The 16775-nt window shown below is 58.1% G+C and carries 17 protein-coding genes; 6 read left to right on the top strand and 11 right to left on the bottom strand.

Going from position 1 to position 16775, the window contains the following annotated elements; all coding sequences use genetic code 11:
* Positions 1-2 precede the first annotated feature (2 nt).
* Positions 3-3878: a YhdP family phospholipid transporter gene (locus tag R3F64_RS00585; protein WP_332609155.1), complete on the top strand. Its 3876-nt coding sequence runs from the start codon at positions 3-5 to the stop codon at positions 3876-3878.
* Positions 3875-5326 carry a metalloprotease TldD gene (gene tldD / locus R3F64_RS00590; RefSeq protein ID WP_085917976.1) on the top strand — a complete coding sequence of 484 codons (1452 nt, stop codon included), beginning with the start codon at positions 3875-3877 and terminating at the stop codon, positions 5324-5326. The genes R3F64_RS00585 and tldD overlap by 4 nt, the downstream gene beginning before the upstream one ends.
* 4 nt (positions 5327-5330) lie before the next feature.
* On the opposite strand, the gene yjgA is transcribed toward tldD, so the two are convergent.
* Positions 5331-5849, bottom strand: a complete 519-nt coding sequence (gene yjgA / locus R3F64_RS00595) for a ribosome biogenesis factor YjgA (RefSeq protein WP_085917977.1) — start codon at positions 5847-5849, stop codon at positions 5331-5333.
* Between the two features lie 95 nt (positions 5850-5944).
* On the opposite strand from yjgA, the gene pmbA reads away from it, so the two are divergent.
* A complete protein-coding gene (gene pmbA / locus R3F64_RS00600) occupies positions 5945-7285 on the top strand; it encodes a metalloprotease PmbA (RefSeq protein ID WP_085917978.1) in 1341 nt (446 codons plus the stop codon).
* Positions 7286-7306: 21 nt separating this feature from the next.
* On the opposite strand, the gene R3F64_RS00605 is transcribed toward pmbA, so the two are convergent.
* From R3F64_RS00605 to R3F64_RS00650, 10 genes are all read right to left on the bottom strand, one after another.
* Entirely contained in the window at positions 7307-7576 is a 270-nt protein-coding gene (locus R3F64_RS00605; RefSeq protein ID WP_085917979.1) for an HPr family phosphocarrier protein, read from the bottom strand.
* A gap of 56 nt (positions 7577-7632) precedes the next feature.
* Complete coding sequence (rapZ, locus tag R3F64_RS00610) at positions 7633-8514, bottom strand: RNase adapter RapZ (RefSeq protein ID WP_085917980.1); 882 nt, start codon at positions 8512-8514, stop codon at positions 7633-7635.
* Positions 8515-8590: 76 nt separating this feature from the next.
* Positions 8591-9064 carry a PTS sugar transporter subunit IIA gene (locus R3F64_RS00615; RefSeq protein WP_085917981.1) on the bottom strand — a complete coding sequence of 158 codons (474 nt, stop codon included), beginning with the start codon at positions 9062-9064 and terminating at the stop codon, positions 8591-8593.
* Between the two features lie 4 nt (positions 9065-9068).
* Positions 9069-9377, bottom strand: a complete 309-nt coding sequence (gene hpf, locus R3F64_RS00620) for a ribosome hibernation-promoting factor, HPF/YfiA family (protein WP_009721972.1) — start codon at positions 9375-9377, stop codon at positions 9069-9071.
* A gap of 86 nt (positions 9378-9463) precedes the next feature.
* Complete coding sequence (locus R3F64_RS00625; RefSeq protein ID WP_199283474.1) at positions 9464-10885, bottom strand: RNA polymerase factor sigma-54; 1422 nt, start codon at positions 10883-10885, stop codon at positions 9464-9466.
* Positions 10886-10989: 104 nt separating this feature from the next.
* The gene (gene lptB / locus R3F64_RS00630) at positions 10990-11739 is read right to left on the bottom strand and encodes an LPS export ABC transporter ATP-binding protein (RefSeq protein WP_264823293.1); all 750 of its coding nucleotides are present in this window, start codon (positions 11737-11739) and stop codon (positions 10990-10992) included.
* Positions 11740-11749: 10 nt separating this feature from the next.
* Positions 11750-12244 (bottom strand): lipopolysaccharide transport periplasmic protein LptA, encoded by a 495-nt coding sequence (gene lptA / locus R3F64_RS00635; protein WP_199283472.1) that lies wholly within the window; start codon positions 12242-12244, stop codon positions 11750-11752.
* A 3-nt stretch (positions 12245-12247) separates the two neighbouring features.
* Entirely contained in the window at positions 12248-12826 is a 579-nt protein-coding gene (gene lptC, locus R3F64_RS00640) for an LPS export ABC transporter periplasmic protein LptC (RefSeq protein ID WP_085917985.1), read from the bottom strand.
* 6 nt (positions 12827-12832) lie between these two features.
* Positions 12833-13369 carry a KdsC family phosphatase gene (locus R3F64_RS00645; protein ID WP_085917986.1) on the bottom strand — a complete coding sequence of 179 codons (537 nt, stop codon included), beginning with the start codon at positions 13367-13369 and terminating at the stop codon, positions 12833-12835.
* Between the two features lie 21 nt (positions 13370-13390).
* Positions 13391-14374, bottom strand: coding sequence for a KpsF/GutQ family sugar-phosphate isomerase (locus tag R3F64_RS00650; protein ID WP_199283471.1), 984 nt, complete (start codon positions 14372-14374; stop codon positions 13391-13393).
* A gap of 262 nt (positions 14375-14636) precedes the next feature.
* Between R3F64_RS00650 and R3F64_RS00655 the strand changes: the two genes are divergently transcribed.
* The 3 genes from R3F64_RS00655 to mlaD are packed head-to-tail and all read left to right on the top strand — an operon-like array spanning position 14637 to position 16740.
* Positions 14637-15458 (top strand): ABC transporter ATP-binding protein, encoded by an 822-nt coding sequence (locus tag R3F64_RS00655; RefSeq protein WP_199283470.1) that lies wholly within the window; start codon positions 14637-14639, stop codon positions 15456-15458.
* On the top strand, positions 15458-16258 hold the full coding sequence (mlaE, locus tag R3F64_RS00660) for a lipid asymmetry maintenance ABC transporter permease subunit MlaE (protein WP_139839351.1): 801 nt from the start codon (positions 15458-15460) through the stop codon (positions 16256-16258). The genes R3F64_RS00655 and mlaE overlap by 1 nt, the downstream gene beginning before the upstream one ends.
* 17 nt (positions 16259-16275) lie before the next feature.
* Positions 16276-16740 carry an outer membrane lipid asymmetry maintenance protein MlaD gene (gene mlaD, locus R3F64_RS00665; RefSeq protein WP_085917988.1) on the top strand — a complete coding sequence of 155 codons (465 nt, stop codon included), beginning with the start codon at positions 16276-16278 and terminating at the stop codon, positions 16738-16740.
* Positions 16741-16775: the final 35 nt, after the last annotated feature.

Consider the following 16775-nt stretch of genomic DNA (forward strand, 5'->3'; position numbering starts at 1 on the left):
CCATGACGATTCGTCCAGTGGTGCGTATTGCGTTGAGAATCGCAGCGTGGTGGCTTGGTGCGCTGGCGGTTATGCTGCTGTTAGTGCGCTTGGCGATGAGTCAGGCGGATGCACTGACGCCCCGCGTTGAAGCATTTCTGGAGTCCCAGCTTGGCGTTCCGGTTCACATTGAGCAGCTGACGCTCGCCCTTCAGCGTAATGATATCGAACTCATGGTGGGCGATGTCAGCGCCCAGACCCCCAATGGCTATCCCCTGTTCAAGCTGGCCCGAGCAACGCTTCGATTGGATGTCTGGGCATCGCTCAAGGCGCGCGCGCCTATTTTCAATGAGGCTGATATTCGTGGCACTGAATTCCACCTTTATCGTCTCTTCAGTGATAGATGGGAGTGGCCAGCTCCTGCCAAACTGCCTGTGATGGAAGCCCAGCCTGATATCAATTTAACCGCGCTGGATCGCTGGACGGGTATTCTGCTCCGCCAACGGCTGAGCGTGGAAGATACGCGCCTGGTGCTGCACGGTGAGGATAATACGGTCGATTTACATGCGCCGACACTATTGCTGGGGGGGGATGAAGAGCACACTCAGTTTGAAGGCAGTATTAATATTATTGATCAGACGGAAGGTGAGCCTTCAAGGCCATTGCCGGTGGCGTTTCTGCAGGCGGAGGTTTCTCCGGGGGAGGACGGCTATCGAGACTTCTCGGCGGCATTGAGCGTAGATGTTCAACTTGACAATCTGGCTCTCCTGGCGGATGTCATACGTCCCGAGTATGTCCCCAAGATTACCCAGGCGGGGGGGGACGCGCGTCTTTGGGGGCAGTGGTACAAAGGCCAGCTGGACCGAGCGCGTGTGGGCGTTGATATACCCCAGTTGATACTGAGCCACGATGTACAACGCGCCATATTGCGAAATGTAGAAGCCTTGGGCCAGTGGCAACGCAATGGCAATGGTGGCGAAGCCTGGCTAAGTGGTGATGCGGAAAATGTCGAGTGGGCACAGCCCGCGGGCGTCAGTGAGGGCCCCGCGCTGCCCCGGCATTGGTACCTGACGCACCAGCCCAATGATTGGGAAATGCGCACCAGCCCCTTTGAGCTGGCGTCACTTGCCGCATGGCGCGATTATGTACTGATGCCGGAGTCGGTGACCCGCGTATTACAAACGCTCGCTCCGCGTGGTCAGGTGCAAGGATTCCGTATTGGTCAGAAGAACGGTGAGTGGGGCGTTGATGCGGCCATCAGCAACCTCGAAGTGTTGCCCTGGGAGCAGGCACCCGGAGGTGGTCCCTTGGATGCCTGGGTACAGGCGCGTGATTTCAGGGGGCGCGTTCAGTTTGCCAACCAACGCGAAAGCACTCTTTACTTTCCAGAACTCTTTGATGCCCCCATGCAGTTACAGCATGCCACAGGGCAGGTGGAGTGGGTTTACGATGGCCCTCGGGCATTAGTCAGCGGGCGGGATATCGCCCTCGACTGGGATGGCGCACGCGTCACCGGAGGTTTTGGACTAGTCACCGATGCTGATCGTGGGCATTTCGGCCTGGATATTGATTTTCAGGATGTCGATGCCCTTGATAGCCCGCTCGCGCAGTGGGTGCCAATGAAGGCACTAGAGCCGGAATTGCGCGAGTGGCTGAGTAACGATGTGGGGGGCTATGTCACCCAGGGCGCATTAAAGCTCAGCCAGCCTTTCGGCGATGACGTTGGCGACGATGCGTTAACGTCCACCCTGGAACTGACACTACGCGATGGACACTTGCCTATGGCCCCTGGCTGGCCGCAGATTGAGGATTTGGCCGGTCGCTTGAAGTGGCAAAATGGCCGCCTGTTGGCTGAGGTGGAGCGTGGGCAAACACAAGGCGTAGTGCTTAGCGATGGTGCCGTTCGGTTACAGGACGATGTGCTGAACTTGTCAGGCCAGTGGCAGGCAAGCGGGCAAAACGCGCTGGCGTTCTTGTCGGCGATGCCCGATATCGATACCCCTGACATCAACGCCCTGGAGCTCCAGGGCGATATTGATGGAGACGTGGCACTTGCCTTGTCGCTGGAAAAGGAAGGCGATCTAACTCTGGAAGTCAACGCCGAACCCAGAAGCATGCAGGTAGGCTATGGTGCCCTTGCCGAGCGCATCGAGGCATTGCAGGGCCAGATTAGCTGGCAGCAACAAGGCAAGCAAAGCGCACTGGTTGGCCAATTGAATGGGCAACTATTGGATGGCGTGATTCAGGCGGCGATTGATACCCGGGAAGACAGCGTGGCGCTTCAGGGCAACGCATCGGCTCGCGGGTTGCTGGGGTTGGCAGGGCTTAGCCCTGAAGCGGCGAGGTCGCTTGTCGAAGGTCGGTCATCCTGGCAGGGGGAACTGGTCCTATCGCCCACGCCCAAGTTGGTGTTGGAAAGTGATTGGCAAGGCATGGCCGTCAAGCTGCCCGCTCCCTTTGCCAAGAGTGCCCAACAGGCATGGCCCTGGACACTAACGGCGGACCTTGAGCCGTTACGTATTCAGAGCCGCCTAGCCGATATCGCCGATTTACATATCCAGTCTACCGTCGGCGAGCTTGCTGGCAGCGTACGCCTGGGTGAAGCTTCTCGTCGTACGTCGGGCTGGCGGCAAACGCCTGGCTGGCAGCTGGCTGCCGAGGTTGAACGGCTGGACATCGCCGCCTGGCAAAGGGCGTTATCCCCCCTTGTTCGGGGCAGCGACGCGGCAGACGCTGGCGATACGTCAATGTCAACACTCCCGCCGCTTTCGCTGAATATCGCCACGTCCTGCGTGGTCTATAAGCAGGCTTGCCTGGGAGGTGGTACCGCTGAGGGCAGCCTGCGTGACAGCAAGGTGTCGCTGATGGTCGACAGCGATGTGGTGAGGGGGCAGGTTGAGTACCGCCCCGCTGGGCCGAGGTCCTTGGATATCGCGCTCACTCAGCTCTCCCTGGACCCCATTGTGGAGGCGGCGACGAGGGATGGTCGGGAGCAGACAACGGCGCCTATGCCGACTTCCTGGACCGAATCCGTTCAGACAACGACACCTGAAGCATCGACTCCAATGGCTTTGCCCGAATGGCTGGCGGATGTTCCTGATGGCCGTTTGCGTCTGTCCGAGATGTTGCTCGACGGCAAGCGAATGGGCCCTTTAACGGCGTTCTGGCATGCCGATGGTAACGGCTTTTCGCTGGAGCCCGTCGGCTTGACGCTGGGGCAGCTCACCGCCGCCGGTTCGCTGCATTGGGAGGGGGGGAGCGCCACCAGTCGGACGCGTACGGACGTGTCGATCAAGGGTGGCAATATTGCCACCGCGCTTGAACGTCTTGACCAGCCGGTGGCCATGCGCAGCCGCAGTACCCGGGTGGATGCCGCGCTTGCCTGGCCCGGCGCCCCATGGCAGTTGGATCTCGCCAAGGCAGGAGGGGAGATGACCACCGACATCCGCGATGGTCGTTTTCTTACCCTGGAATCGGCACCGGCACGCCTGGTAGGGCTGCTAAACTTCGACAATATCTTGCGGCGTTTGCGGCTGGATTTTTCCGACGTAACAGGTCAAGGCACGGCGTTTGATCGTGTCCACGGAGCTGCCGACATCGCCAATGGTCAGCTCATGCTGCGGGGGCCATTGCAAATAGAGGCGCCTGCCGCCACGTTATCGCTTAGTGGAGACGTTGATTTGGTGAACCGTGAACTTGATCAACGCCTTGGCGTCGCATTACCGGTAAGCCAAAGCTTACCAATGGCGGCGCTCGCTATCGGAGCGCCCGTGGTAGGCGGCGCGTTGTTCCTGGCCGACCAACTATTCGGCGACGCCTTGGATCAGGTGACCACAATTTATTACCGTGTGGAGGGGCCATGGGCCTCGCCGCAAGTGACTTTAGAAGGTTCTCGATGACCGCAGACACTAACGACTTACAAACCGCCGTTTCGATTCTGCTCACCCCGGGCGGACTGGATATTGACGCCTTGGACAGCGGCCTGGGTTACGCCATGGGCGCCGGGGTCGACTATGCTGACCTTTATTTTCAGCGCTCCTGGGAAGAGGGCTGGGTACTGGAAGATGGAGAGGTTAAAGAGGCAAGCTACAACATCGATGGCGGCGTCGGCGTACGCGCGCTGGCAGGCGAGAAAACCGGCTTTGCCTATTCCAACCAGATCACCGCCGATGCGTTGATGGATACCGGACGAACGGCAGCCGGTATCGTGCGCAGTGGCAAGCAATTGACCGGACAGGCGGTCAAGCCGGTGACGGCTGCGTCCTACTATGCTGGCATCGACCCGCTGGCCGGGCTGAGTGCTGACGAAAAAGTCGCCATGCTGAAAGATGCTGACCGTATTGCCCGTGCGGCCGACCCCAGCGTCACTCAAGTGAGCGCGTCGCTCTCCGGCACCTACGAAGTGGTGCTGGTACGGGCCAGTGACGGCACGCTAGCGACGGATATTCGTCCATTGGTGCGCTTCAATGTCAGTGTGATTGCCGTCAAGAACGGCCGTCGCGAACGCGGCAGTGCCGGTGGGGGCGGGCGTTATTCAATGTCGCGGCTGCGCGATGAGCAGGTCTCGGAGCGCTACGCCAAAGAGGCCGTGCGTCAGGCGCTGGTCAACCTTGAGGCGGTCGATGCCCCCGCCGGGCAAATGCCGGTGGTCTTGGGGGCCGGGTGGCCGGGTATTTTACTTCACGAAGCCGTCGGTCATGGCCTGGAGGGAGATTTCAATCGTAAGGGAAGTTCGGCGTTTGCCGGGCGGATGGGCCAGCGTGTGGCCTCAAAAGGCGTTACCGTGGTGGATGATGCCACGTTACGCGATGGGCGTGGTTCGCTCAGCGTCGACGATGAGGGCACGCCAGGGCAGTACACCTCGTTGATCGAAGACGGCGTGCTGACTGGCTATATGCAAGACAAGCTCAATGCTCGTCTGATGGGTATGGCGCCCACTGGCAACGCCAGGCGCGAGTCGTTTGCCCATTTGCCGATGCCGCGAATGACCAACACCGTCATGCTCGCGGGGCATGACGAGCCAGACGACATCATCAAGAGCGTCAAGCGGGGTATTTACGCCGTGAGCTTTGGTGGCGGCCAGGTCGATATCACCTCAGGTAAATTCGTGTTCTCCGCCAGCGAAGCCTATTTAATTGAAGATGGCCGCGTGACAGCGCCGGTTAAAGGCGCGACGCTGATCGGAAATGGCCCTGACGCCATGAGCCGTGTCTCGATGATCGGCCATGACATGGCGCTGGATACCGGCATTGGTGTTTGCGGCAAAGAAGGCCAGGGCGTGCCGGTGGGGGTTGGTCAGCCGACGTTGAAAGTTGACGAGCTGACCGTCGGCGGCACGCAGTCTTAAAAAATTACAGCTCAGCGGTATTGCGTAAAAACTTGAAAAGCTTGCGAGCACTGGTGGGTGGCTTGTCCTGATCACGCTCGCGTCTGGCGTTGCGAATCAACTGGCGAAGGGTTTGAAGGTCGGTGTCCGGGTGCTCGTTGAGCCACTGCTCAGCGGCCGGGTCCCCTTCATCAATTAGCCGGTCACGCCATTTTTCAAGTCGATGAAACGCATGGTCGCGCTGCTGCTTTTCTTGTTCGATGTTGTCGAACACGGCCTGAATGGCGGCAAGGTCTTCCTTGCGAATTAATTTGCCGACGTACTGCATATGCCGACGGCGCCCTTCATGGGAACGAATGCGAGCGGTTTCGTCGATGGCACGCAGCATGTCATCGGATAGCGGGAAACGCGCCCGCTCGGCGGGTTGCATGGCAATCAGTGTTTCCCCCAATGCTTGAAGCGCATGCATTTCGCGCTTCAACTGGGACTTGCTGGGGCGCTCTGCCATGCCGTCGTCTAGGGGCTCGGGGCGTTGTTTTGGCATCGTAGGTTCTCATCAACAGAATTCGTGGTCTTATTATATCAGGCTGCGATGCTCAATATTGATCTACCGACCATGTCGGTGGTTAAGGAGATTGTATGGCACAAGCGTTCGACGCATCTGCCCAGCAGGCACTGCTCACTCTTCGCGCTGAAAGCGCGCTGGCAATGGCCAAACGGATGGGGGCAGATGCCGCTGAAGTGGGCGCAAGTGTTGATCAGGGAATTGGCGTCAGTGTCCGCCAGGGCGAAGTGGAAACCGTTGAGCTTTCCCGTGACCAGGGGATTGCCATCACCGTATATGTGGGGCAGCGCAAGGGTAGCGCATCATCCACTGATGCCAGCGAGGCCTCGCTTCAGGCAACCGTCGAAAAGGCCCTGGGGATTGCCCGCTATACGGGGGAGGACCCGTCGGCAGGTCTTGCTGATGCGGCGCTCATGGCGACCGATATCCCGGATCTGAAAGTCCATCACCCCTGGGCGTTAACCACTGACCAGGCGATCGAGCTGGCCTTGGCCTGTGAGCAGGCAGGACGGGACGTAACGGGGATTACCCAGTCGGACGGGGCATCGTTGTCCAGCGGTGAAGGCGTGAGGGTGTACGCCAACAGCCATGGCTTCATCGGTACCCAAAAAGGTAGCCGACATTCGCTTTCCTGCATGTTGATTGCCGAAGACGAGCAAGGCATGCAGCGCGACATGGACTATACCTCGGCACGTGATCCTGGGCAGTTAACCGACCCGGCGACGGTAGGCCGCGAAGCGGCGAGACGTACGTTGCGTCGGCTGGGGGCCAAACGGCCGCCTACCGGTACGTATCCGGTGTTGTTCGATCCAAGTCTGGCCAGTGGTCTGGTGGGCCATCTGATGGGCGCGCTGGCAGGCGGTGCGCTATACCGTCAGGCCTCATTTCTGTGTGATCGACTCGATACCGCGCTGTTTCCCGATTGGTTCAGCCTGGAAGAACGACCCATGGAAATCGGCGCGACGGCGAGCTCACCCTTCGACGGAGAAGGTGTTCAAACGCGCAACAACCGCTTTATCGAAAACGGCCAGATTGCAAGCTATATGTTGTCCTCCTACAGCGCACGGCGTTTGGGAATGAGTACCACGGGTAATGCTGGCGGCGCGCGCAATTTGCGCATTACCGCGCCGTTATCCAGCCCGGCAGCCCTGTTCGAGCAAATGGGCACTGGTGTCTGGGTGACTGAGCTGATGGGGCAGGGAATCAATGGCGTGACCGGCGATTATTCCCGTGGTGCGGCCGGTTTCTGGGTCGAGAAAGGCGTGGTTCAATACCCGATCGAGGAGTTCACCATTGCGGGCAACCTGGAGCGTATGTTCGGAGGCCTGGTAGGCGTGGGAGATGATATCGACCGCCGGGGTAGTATCCATTCCGGTAGCTGGTTGATTGATGGCATGACCATCGCCGGTAACTAACCAAGCGTTGAAGGCAGGGCTTTACTTGTCTTCGTCAAAGCGGGCGTCGAACAGCGATTGAATGGCATCCAACGCCTGTTCGGCGTCATCGCCTTCTGCCTTGATGCATAGCTCCGTGCCACAGGGCGCCGCTAGCATCAGTAGTGCCATGATATTGGCGGCATCGGCTTCCTGTTGCTGTTTGCAAATGCGTACGTTGGCGTCAAATTGCTGACTGCACTGCACAAGCTTCGTGGCGGCCCGCGCGTGAAGACCGCGTTGGTTAGTGAGGGTAAGTCTACGTTCTGGCACCCTGGTTCCTTTTGGCTATGAGGGTCTTCGCGATAGCGGGTCAATGTGGCTCGAACTTAAAGCGGCGCGTTAACCGTGTACTGCAAGCCTAGCTCGCGGTGGCGTAATTTTACTTCGCCCTGTTGGCTGGCGATGCGTTGCGCCAGTTGTTCAGCCATATACACGGAGCGATGCTGACCGCCGGTACAGCCGATCGCAATGGTCATGTAGCTGCGCTGGCTATGCTGGTAGGCGGGTAGCCAGCGTTCAAGCCATGCCTGAATATCGCTGGTCATGTCATCGACCAGTGGGTAGCTGGATAAAAACGCAATGATGTCGGCATCGCGGCCAGTGGAGCCTCGTAGCACAGGGTCCCAGTAGGGGTTTGGCAGGCAACGGACATCAAAGACAATATCGGCATCCAGCGGAACGCCGCGCTTATAGCCGAAGGACTCGAAGGTCAGCGTTAGCTCATCGCGCCGCTGATGGGCGACCTGGTCGGTGATGCGCCGACGAAGGTCATGGACTGAAAGCCGCGTTGTGTCGATGGTCAAATCGGCCAGATCGCGTATCTCGTGCAGCGTTTGCTCTTCTTTGTCGATGGCTTCTTCTAGCGTGAGACTGCTGTTGCGCGTGAGCGGATGCCGCCTGCGAGTGGCTGAATAGCGCTCCAGTAAAATACGTGCGTCGGTGGTGAGATACACGATCTGGCACTTGATGGTCCGCTGTCGAAGCTCTTTGAGCAGTTCTGGAAGTTTGGCAAGTGCGCCTGGCAGATTGCGTGCATCAATGCTGACAGCCAAGTGGGAGCGATCACCCTGATCACGCAACTCATCCACCAGCGAGTCCAATAGCATGGCGGGCAGGTTATCAATGGCGTAATAACCCAGATCTTCCAGTGCCTGTAAGGCTATCGATTTGCCTGACCCCGATCGGCCACTAATAATGACGAGTTGCATGAAGGCTCTCTTGCTTGCGGTCAAGCGACTTGGATAAACGCCCCTTGGTCAGGACGGTTCATTACGTGCCGACCTATTAAAGGCTGGCCGCCTGGTCGCGTATCTTGGCGGAGATGAGGTCCAGCAATTCACGTTGACTACCCGACTTACGTAGCTGCTGGCGCGTGTCGGCATCATTCATGATGGAAGCAACTTGTCCCAGCAGTGCGAGGTGGGTGTCGTCGGCTTCTTCAGGCACGAGAAGAACAAACACCAAGTCAACCGGGTCGCCATCAATGGCGTCAAAGTCGACCGCTTCATTGAGTTTGAGAAAGCCGGCGATAGGTGAATCACAGTGCGGGCTTCGAGCATGGGGAATCGCCACGCCGTTGCCAATCCCCGTACTGCCGAGGCGTTCACGACCAATCAAACGGCTGAACACTTCCTGGCTGTCGAGGCTGGGAATGTTTTGTGCGATAAAGGTGCTGAAAAACTCCAGCACCCGTTTTTTGCTGCCCCCGGGCACATCGTAGAGAACGCGTTCCGGGGGGAGGATTGTGGCCAACGTCATTGAATTAACGCACACCTGCGCCCTGGGCGCGGGCTTGTGCTTTTTCCTTATGCTTAACGAGCTGTCGATCAATCTTGTCCGCCAGGGCGTCGATGGCGGCGTACATGTCATTATCGAGGGCCTCAGCATGCAAGTCAGCCCCAGCAGCGTGGAGTGTGCAGGCGGCCTGTTGGCGCTCTTTTTCGACCGAGAGCGTTACCTGCACGGTGGTGATGTTGTCGTAATGGCGCTCAACGCGTTCCAGCTTTTCGTTGACATAGTCACGCAAGGCGTCAGTCAGATCTACATGATGACCGGTGATATTGACTTGCATTGACGTACTCCTTATCCGTCGGACTGTCCTTCGATTGTAACCCTTTTTGGCGTTAAGCAAAGCCCTTGTGTTGAGTTTCCGTTTGCTTAACGTAAGCGACGCCGTTCGCTGGACGAAGGGATGCCCATGCCTTCGCGGTATTTGGCAACCGTGCGACGTGCCACGTGGATGCCGGCTTCCTCCAGCAGGGTGACCAGACGGCTATCTGACAAAGGTTTGCCGGGGGGTTCTTCCTGAATCAGTTTTTTGAGACGAGCGCGAATGGCCGTGCTGGAGTGGCTGTCGCCGTCCTGGCCACTGATCTGGCTGGAAAAGAAGTATTTAAGCTCGAAAATGCCCCGCGGTGTATGGATGAACTTCTGGGTGGTGACGCGAGAGATGGTCGACTCATGCATCTCTACCGCATCGGCAATATCGGCCAGTATAAGCGGTTTCATGGCCTCTTCGCCGTGTTCGAGAAAGCCGATCTGGCGAGTGATGATTTCGCGGCCGACGCGTAACAGGGTGTCGTTGCGGCTGGAGAGGCTTTTGATCAGCCAGCGGGCTTCCTGCAAGTGATCCTTGAGGAACTGGTTATCATGACTCTTGTCGGCGCGCTTGATCAGGCTAGCGTAGTCGGGTTGAATCCTGAGCTTGGGTAAGGCCTCTGGGTTGAGTTCGAGGTGCCAGCCTTCGTTATCGTGGCGAACCACCAGGTCGGGAATCACGTAGCTATCGTCAGTGGCGCTGTAAACGCTGCCGGGGCGCGGGTCCAGGCTTCTGATCAGTTGGATGACGTCATCGAGTTGCGCATCGTCCAGGCCGAGTCTTCGCTTGAGGAGGCGCTGATCATTTTTACCCAGCGCTTCAAGGAACTGGCGAACCAGACGCCGCGCAGGAATCAGCAGCGGTGTATCACCGGGTAGTGCGGCGAGCTGAAGCATCAGGCATTCGCGAAGATCGCGGGCGAAGATGCCGGTGGGCTCGAACTGTTGCAGTCGCAGTAGAATGGTCTCAACCTCGCGCTGGCTGAGGCCTTCCACGCCCTGGTCTCGCAGTCCTTCGCGGATATCGGCAAGGGGCTGGGTGAGATAACCGTTAGCATCCAGTGCGTCAATCAGGCTCTCGGCCACCAACTGTTCACGTTGGCTCAAATCGGTCATGGCGAGTTGCCAGAGGAGGTGGCCATGCAGCGTTTGCCCGGTGGCCTGGCGCTCGAAGTCAGGTCCCTCGCTACTTGTGCTGCCACTGCCCATCGTATCCTGATAGGTATCTGACCAGTCGCTATCGACGGATAGCTCCTTGGGAATGCTATCTGCCCACTCGCTTGCTTCCGGCTCGCTGTCAGCTTGCTCGCTTTCGCTGAACTCATCTTCCTGCTCGAGCATGGGGTTGGCGTCAAGCGCTTGCTGGATTTCCTGGCGTAAATCGAGCGTTGATAGCTGTAGCAGGGCAATTGCCTGCTGCAGCTGGGGTGTCATGGTGAGCTGAGTGCCGATCCGCAGTTGAAGAGAAGCTTTCATGACCATCTGAGAACCACTCGTTTATCGGAAAGCATCCACCCTAGTGCGAGTTGTGTTTGGGTGCAAGTGCAATAAGTATGCCATCGGCAATAAATATGCCATTGCTGGCTTTAGAGACGGAAATCAGCACCTAGGTAAACGTCACGCACCTCCTGGTTGTCAAGAATAGCGGCCGGCGAACCGCTGGCGATAATATGCCCGTCGCCGACGATATACGCCACATCGCAAATATCCAGCGTTTCACGCACGTTATGATCGGTAATCAATACGCCAATACCTCGCTCCTTCAAGGCGCGGATGATCGACTTGATATCGCCCACGGAGATGGGGTCTACACCTGCGAAAGGCTCATCAAGCAGGATGAACGCAGGCTCTGTCGCGAGGGACCGGGCGATCTCGACGCGGCGCCGTTCGCCTCCGGAAAGGCTCATGCCCATATTGTCGCGGATGTGGGTAATGTGGAACTCTTCCAGGAGTGTTTCCAGGCGTGCTTCGCGTCCGGCTCGATCCAGGTCGTGACGGGTTTGTAAAATGGCCATGATGTTGTCGGCGACGGAGAGTTTGCGAAAGATCGACGCCTCCTGGGGCAAATAGCCAATGCCTGCCTTGGCGCGCTCGTGCATGGGTGCTCGGGAAAGGTCCAGGCTATCAATCCCGACGCTGCCTGCATCTGCCTTGACCAGGCCGACAATCATGTAGAATGAAGTGGTTTTACCGGCGCCGTTGGGGCCGAGCAAACCGACGATGCTGCCTTGTGAGATATCCAGGTTGATGTCTTTTACGACGCGTCGGCGCTTGTAGCTTTTCGCCAAATGGCGGGCGTATAGCGTTCGTGTTGCGCTGTTGTCGGCAGCTGCCATCAGGCTCTCCTTATCCCTCGGGTTGCAGCGTCATGCGGATGCGCTGCGACTCTTGATTGTCGACGTCGGAGCGCGCCTTGACGAACTCGCGGTCGATAAAGTATTCCAGCCGCCCCCCGGTGAAGCGGTCGCCTTGCTGGATGATTTCCGCCTGGTCAATCAACTCGACGCGTCGCTCGGCGACATGGTAGATCACCCTTCGACCCCAGCCTTCCATCGGGCCATCCTGGTCTTCGGGCTGCCGCCGCAAATAGGCCCGTTCGCCCAGCGCCGTGGCCCGCGAGAGCTCGCCTTCCTCATTTCGCTGGATTTCCACTTCGTCGCCTCTTATCAGCATGTTGCCTTGGCGAACTTCGACGTCGCCGGTGTAGACCGCTGTACCGGCGCGCTGATCCAGGTCGAGCTGGTCGGCGACGACTTCAACCGGTTGCTGGTGATTATCTGCGGTTGCGTAAAAAGGCACTAGGCAGGCAGCAGCCATCGCCGTGTAGATAAACGCTTTCATGTTTCATTCCTGTCCGGGTTGCGTCTCCGGAGGGTGGTGGCCTTGAACGTTACCTTCGAGGCGCACCTCCTCCTCGTTGAGCCATGCATCCATTCGCTGTGCTGTCATGCGCTGGGGCGGTTGCTGGAGCAGCACATGAGTATTACTCCACGCATGGGCGGTTTTCCCCTCATAGTGCAGAACGTCCGTGTCGAGCTGCCAGCCTTCATCAGGGGCGATCAATCTTGCATTGCCCGAAAGCGTCAGCTCCTGGGAACGGGTATTCAGCGTACCTATCTCTGACGTGGCGTTCCAGATACGTCGCTCGCTGTCATAAAGCGTGGCGTGCGGCGTTTCGGCGAGTGTTGAGGCGGATTGGGGGGTATGTACCAGACGAGGCGTGGTTAACCCCTGCTGAATATTCCCCTGTTCATCAAACAGTGTAAGCTCGGCATTGTGAAGGACATGACCTGGCTCCTCGGCTCGGGCTTCCGGGTCTGTCGGGACAGTCTGTGGGCCACCTGGGTCCAGCCATACCAGAAAGCCACCCAGAGCCAGCACTATCAGGGCCAGTCCCAGGCGCGTGCGCAGTGTCTTCAGCATAGTGCCTCAGCCGTGTAGATAAGTATCGACGACGGCACCCCAGTGGCCCTGAGCATCGAGTAACGTATCGCAGACTTCGCGGACAGCGCCGTGTCCCCCCAGGCGTTCGGTGACCCAGTCAGCGTGGGTGTGCATGTAGTCAGGGGCGTTGGGTACCGTGATGCCAACCCCCGAACGCTTGATGCTGGCCAGGTCGGGAAGGTCGTCACCGCAATAGGCAACCTGAGACAAGTCAAGCTCCAGGCGTTGGCACAGGCCGCGGAGGACGGCCAGTTTATCTTCGCAGCCTTGATAGACGTGGGGGATGCCCAGAGCGGCGGCACGTTGGCTGACCATGGGGGAGTCGCGGCCGGTGATCAAGGCCACTGAGATGCCCGCACGTTTCAACAACTTGAGTCCATGGCCGTCCTGGGTGTGGAAGGCTTTTATTTCGACACCGTCGGCTTGAAAGTAGAGGCGACCATCGGTAAGCACACCATCGACATCAAGGGCAAATAAGCGAATGCGACGTAGTCGGTCGAGTAGGTCAGCAGAAAGGGTCATTAGGACTCCGGTCGATTTAAGTTAAATAACGCCGCTGGCAAGCAGGTCATGCATATGCAGCGCGCCTATCGGGCGCTGGTGTTCGTCCACTACGGCCAGCGCGGTAATGCGGTTGTCTTCCATGATACGAACGGCTTCCGCCGCGAGAAGGTCGGGAGATATACGCTTGCCAGGCCGGGTCATGACGTCATCTACCTGTACGTCACGCAGGTCGTGAAAGTTATCCAGGGTGCGGCGCAGATCGCCATCCGTATATACGCCGACTAACAGGCCGTCGGGGTCTACCACGCAGGTGAATCCCAGCCCTTGTCGGGTGATTTCCAGTAACGCATCGCGCAGGGGGCTGCCCAGGGCGACCTGAGGTAAACGTTCGCCTTGATGCATAAGATCACGAACGCGAAGCAGGAGGCGGCGGCCCAGGCTGCCGCCAGGATGCGACAGGGCAAAATCTTCTGCGGTAAAGCCGCGTGCTTCAAGTAGGGCAACAGCGAGAGCGTCGCCCAGGGCTAATGCCGCTGTGGTAGAACTTGTCGGCGCTAGATCCAGTGGGCAGGCTTCCCGATCGACACTGCTGTTCAAATGAGCATCCGCATGCTGGGCAAGTGTAGAGGTCGGGCGTCCTGTCATGCTGATCAGTGGCGTACCCAGGCGCTTCAGCAGCGGCAGCAGAGCCGTTACCTCAGCAGTTTCTCCTGAGTTCGAGAGCGCGATCACGACATCGCAGCGGGTAATCATGCCCAGGTCACCATGACTGGCTTCACCAGGGTGAACAAAAAACGCCGGCGAGCCAGTACTGGCCAGTGTGGCCGCGATTTTGCCGGCAATATGGCCTGACTTTCCCATGCCGGTCACCACAACGCGTCCCTGGCAAGCCAGAATCAGCTCGCAGGCATGGTCGAAATGCGCATCCAGTTTGCCGACCAAGCCTGCGATGGCGGCCTGCTCAATGTCTAGCGTGCGCAATGCGCTTTGGCGAAAGGGTGTGGTCGCAGTTGTCGCTGGCATGGGTAATCGCGTGGCTCGTTAAAAATGACAATTAAAACGTAAGAGTAACATTGACCGAGTGGACTTTGCCCCATCGTTTTGTCGTGAGGATAAGCGATGCTCGCTTGTCATCGTCTGCTAGGGTTAGAATACGTTGTTCGATAATGGTTTTTTAACGTGGTTTTTTAAATACAGTTTTTTTAACACGGATTTTTTATCACTGTTTCCTAATTGCTGCGTGAAGCGAGCAATGGTGCAAGTCAACGCGAGAGTCGATGGTTCCATGAGCGATGTGCCTTTTATTGAAGTCGAGAACCTGCATTTTTCTCGGGGTGATAACGAGATTTTCCGCGGGGTGAACATGACCATCCCGCGCGGTAAAGTGACGGCGATCATGGGCCCCAGCGGGACTGGCAAAACGACCCTGTTAAAGCTCATCGGCGGACAGCTGACCCCCGACAAGGGCCGCGTGCTGATCGACGGGGATGACGTGCATCGGCTTTCGCGCAAGGCACTATTTACGCTACGTAAGCGCATGGGCATGCTGTTTCAAAGTGGGGCGCTGTTTTCCGATCTGGATGTGTATGAAAATGTGGCATTTCCATTGCGGGTTCATACGGACCTGCCCGATGCCATGATCCGTGACCTGGTGTTGCTCAAGCTTCAGGCAGTCGGCCTGCGCGGTGCCCGCCATCTCACGCCAGCCGAGCTTTCGGGGGGCATGGCCAGACGCGTTGCGCTGGCGCGGGCCGTGGCGCTGGATCCGGAACTGATCCTCTACGACGAGCCGTTTGTGGGGCAGGATCCTATTTCCATGGGCGTGCTTGTCCAACTGATAAAGCGGCTGAATCAGGCGCTAAACCTGACGTCAGTGGTGGTTTCCCACGATATCAAGGAGACCCTGACGATTGCTGATTATCTTTACTTTATTTCCGAGGGCCATGTGGTGGCACATGGAACGCCAGCGGATCTCGACGTCAACCAGGACGCACGGGTGAAGCAATTTATCCATGGTGAGCCCGATGGTCCCGTTCCTTTCCATTACCCAGCCGCTCAGTTTTACCAGGATATGCTGGGCGATACGGCGACCCGAGGAGGAGCCTGATGTCGATGAGAGGTGGGCAGGTCGCCACGCGTATTACCCGGTTAGGGCGGCGCAGCTGTGATGTAGTGGAATCGCTGGGCCGTGCCGGGGTGTTTCTTGCTCAGTCTGCGGTGGGGGTGCCATCAGCTGAAGGCTTCCGCCTGTGGGTGCGGCAGTTGCATTTTGTCGGTGTCCTGTCGCTGGCCATTGTGCTGGTATCCGGCCTGTTCATCGGTATGGTGCTGGCGCTTCAGGGCTACACCATTCTGATTGATTTTGGCGCCGAGGACGCCCTGGGTCAGATGGTGGCGCTTTCGCTGTTACGTGAATTGGCCCCGGTAGTCGCTGCTCTGTTATTTGCCGGTCGTGCTGGTTCGGCGCTGACCGCCGAGATCGGTTTGATGAAAGCCACCGAGCAGCTAACCAGCATGGAAATGATTGGCGTGGATCCGCTGAGAAGGGTGGTGGCGCCGCGTTTCTGGGCAGGTGTGGTGGCGCTGCCGATTCTCACTGTGGGGTTCAGCGTTGTCGGCATTTGGGGCGGCTACCTGGTCGGCGTCGAGTGGCTGGGGGTTTTTGAAGGGTCTTACTGGAGCAACATGCAGGCCAGCGTGGCGTTTATCAACGACATTGGCAACGGCATGATCAAAAGCATTGTGTTCGCCGTGGTGGTCACCTGGATAGCGGTTTTCCAGGGCTATGATCTGCTGCCTACCTCCGAAGGTATTTCCCGTGCGACAACGCGGACTGTTGTCTATTCGTCGCTTGCGGTACTGGGGCTTGATTTCATATTAACCGCCGTTATGTTTGGCGGCCTCTGATTAGCTGGAGCTGTTTCATGAAACGAAGTAGGACCATGGAGTTTGGCGTCGGCCTGTTTATCCTGGTGGGCATCCTGGGGTTGGTGTTTCTGGGGCTGCGGGTGAGTGGCTTGACCTTTTCGGGTGCGTCTAATACGTATCAACTGGAGGCTAACTTTTCCAACATTGGCGGCCTGAAGCCTCGTGCGCGGGTGTCCATGGCAGGTGTCACGGTGGGTCATGTCGAGTCGATCGAGCTGGATACCGAATGGTATGACGCCCGGGTAACGCTGAACCTGAGCAATGAGCTGGAAGGTCAGATTTCCCGGGATGCCACTGCCGCGATTCTGACGTCAGGGTTGCTCGGGGAACAGTACGTTGGCCTGAGCATGGGGGGCGACCCCGAGATGCTTGAGGAAGGCGATACGATACGCGATACCCAATCGGCTCTGGTGCTTGAAGAACTTATCCAGCAATTTATATCCAATATGGCAACTAACTGATCATTGTGATGAGGTGCCCTTGCCGTATTTGTTTG

This window comes from Halomonas sp. 5021, assembly GCF_036663435.1.
Classification (GTDB): domain Bacteria; phylum Pseudomonadota; class Gammaproteobacteria; order Pseudomonadales; family Halomonadaceae; genus Vreelandella; species Vreelandella janggokensis.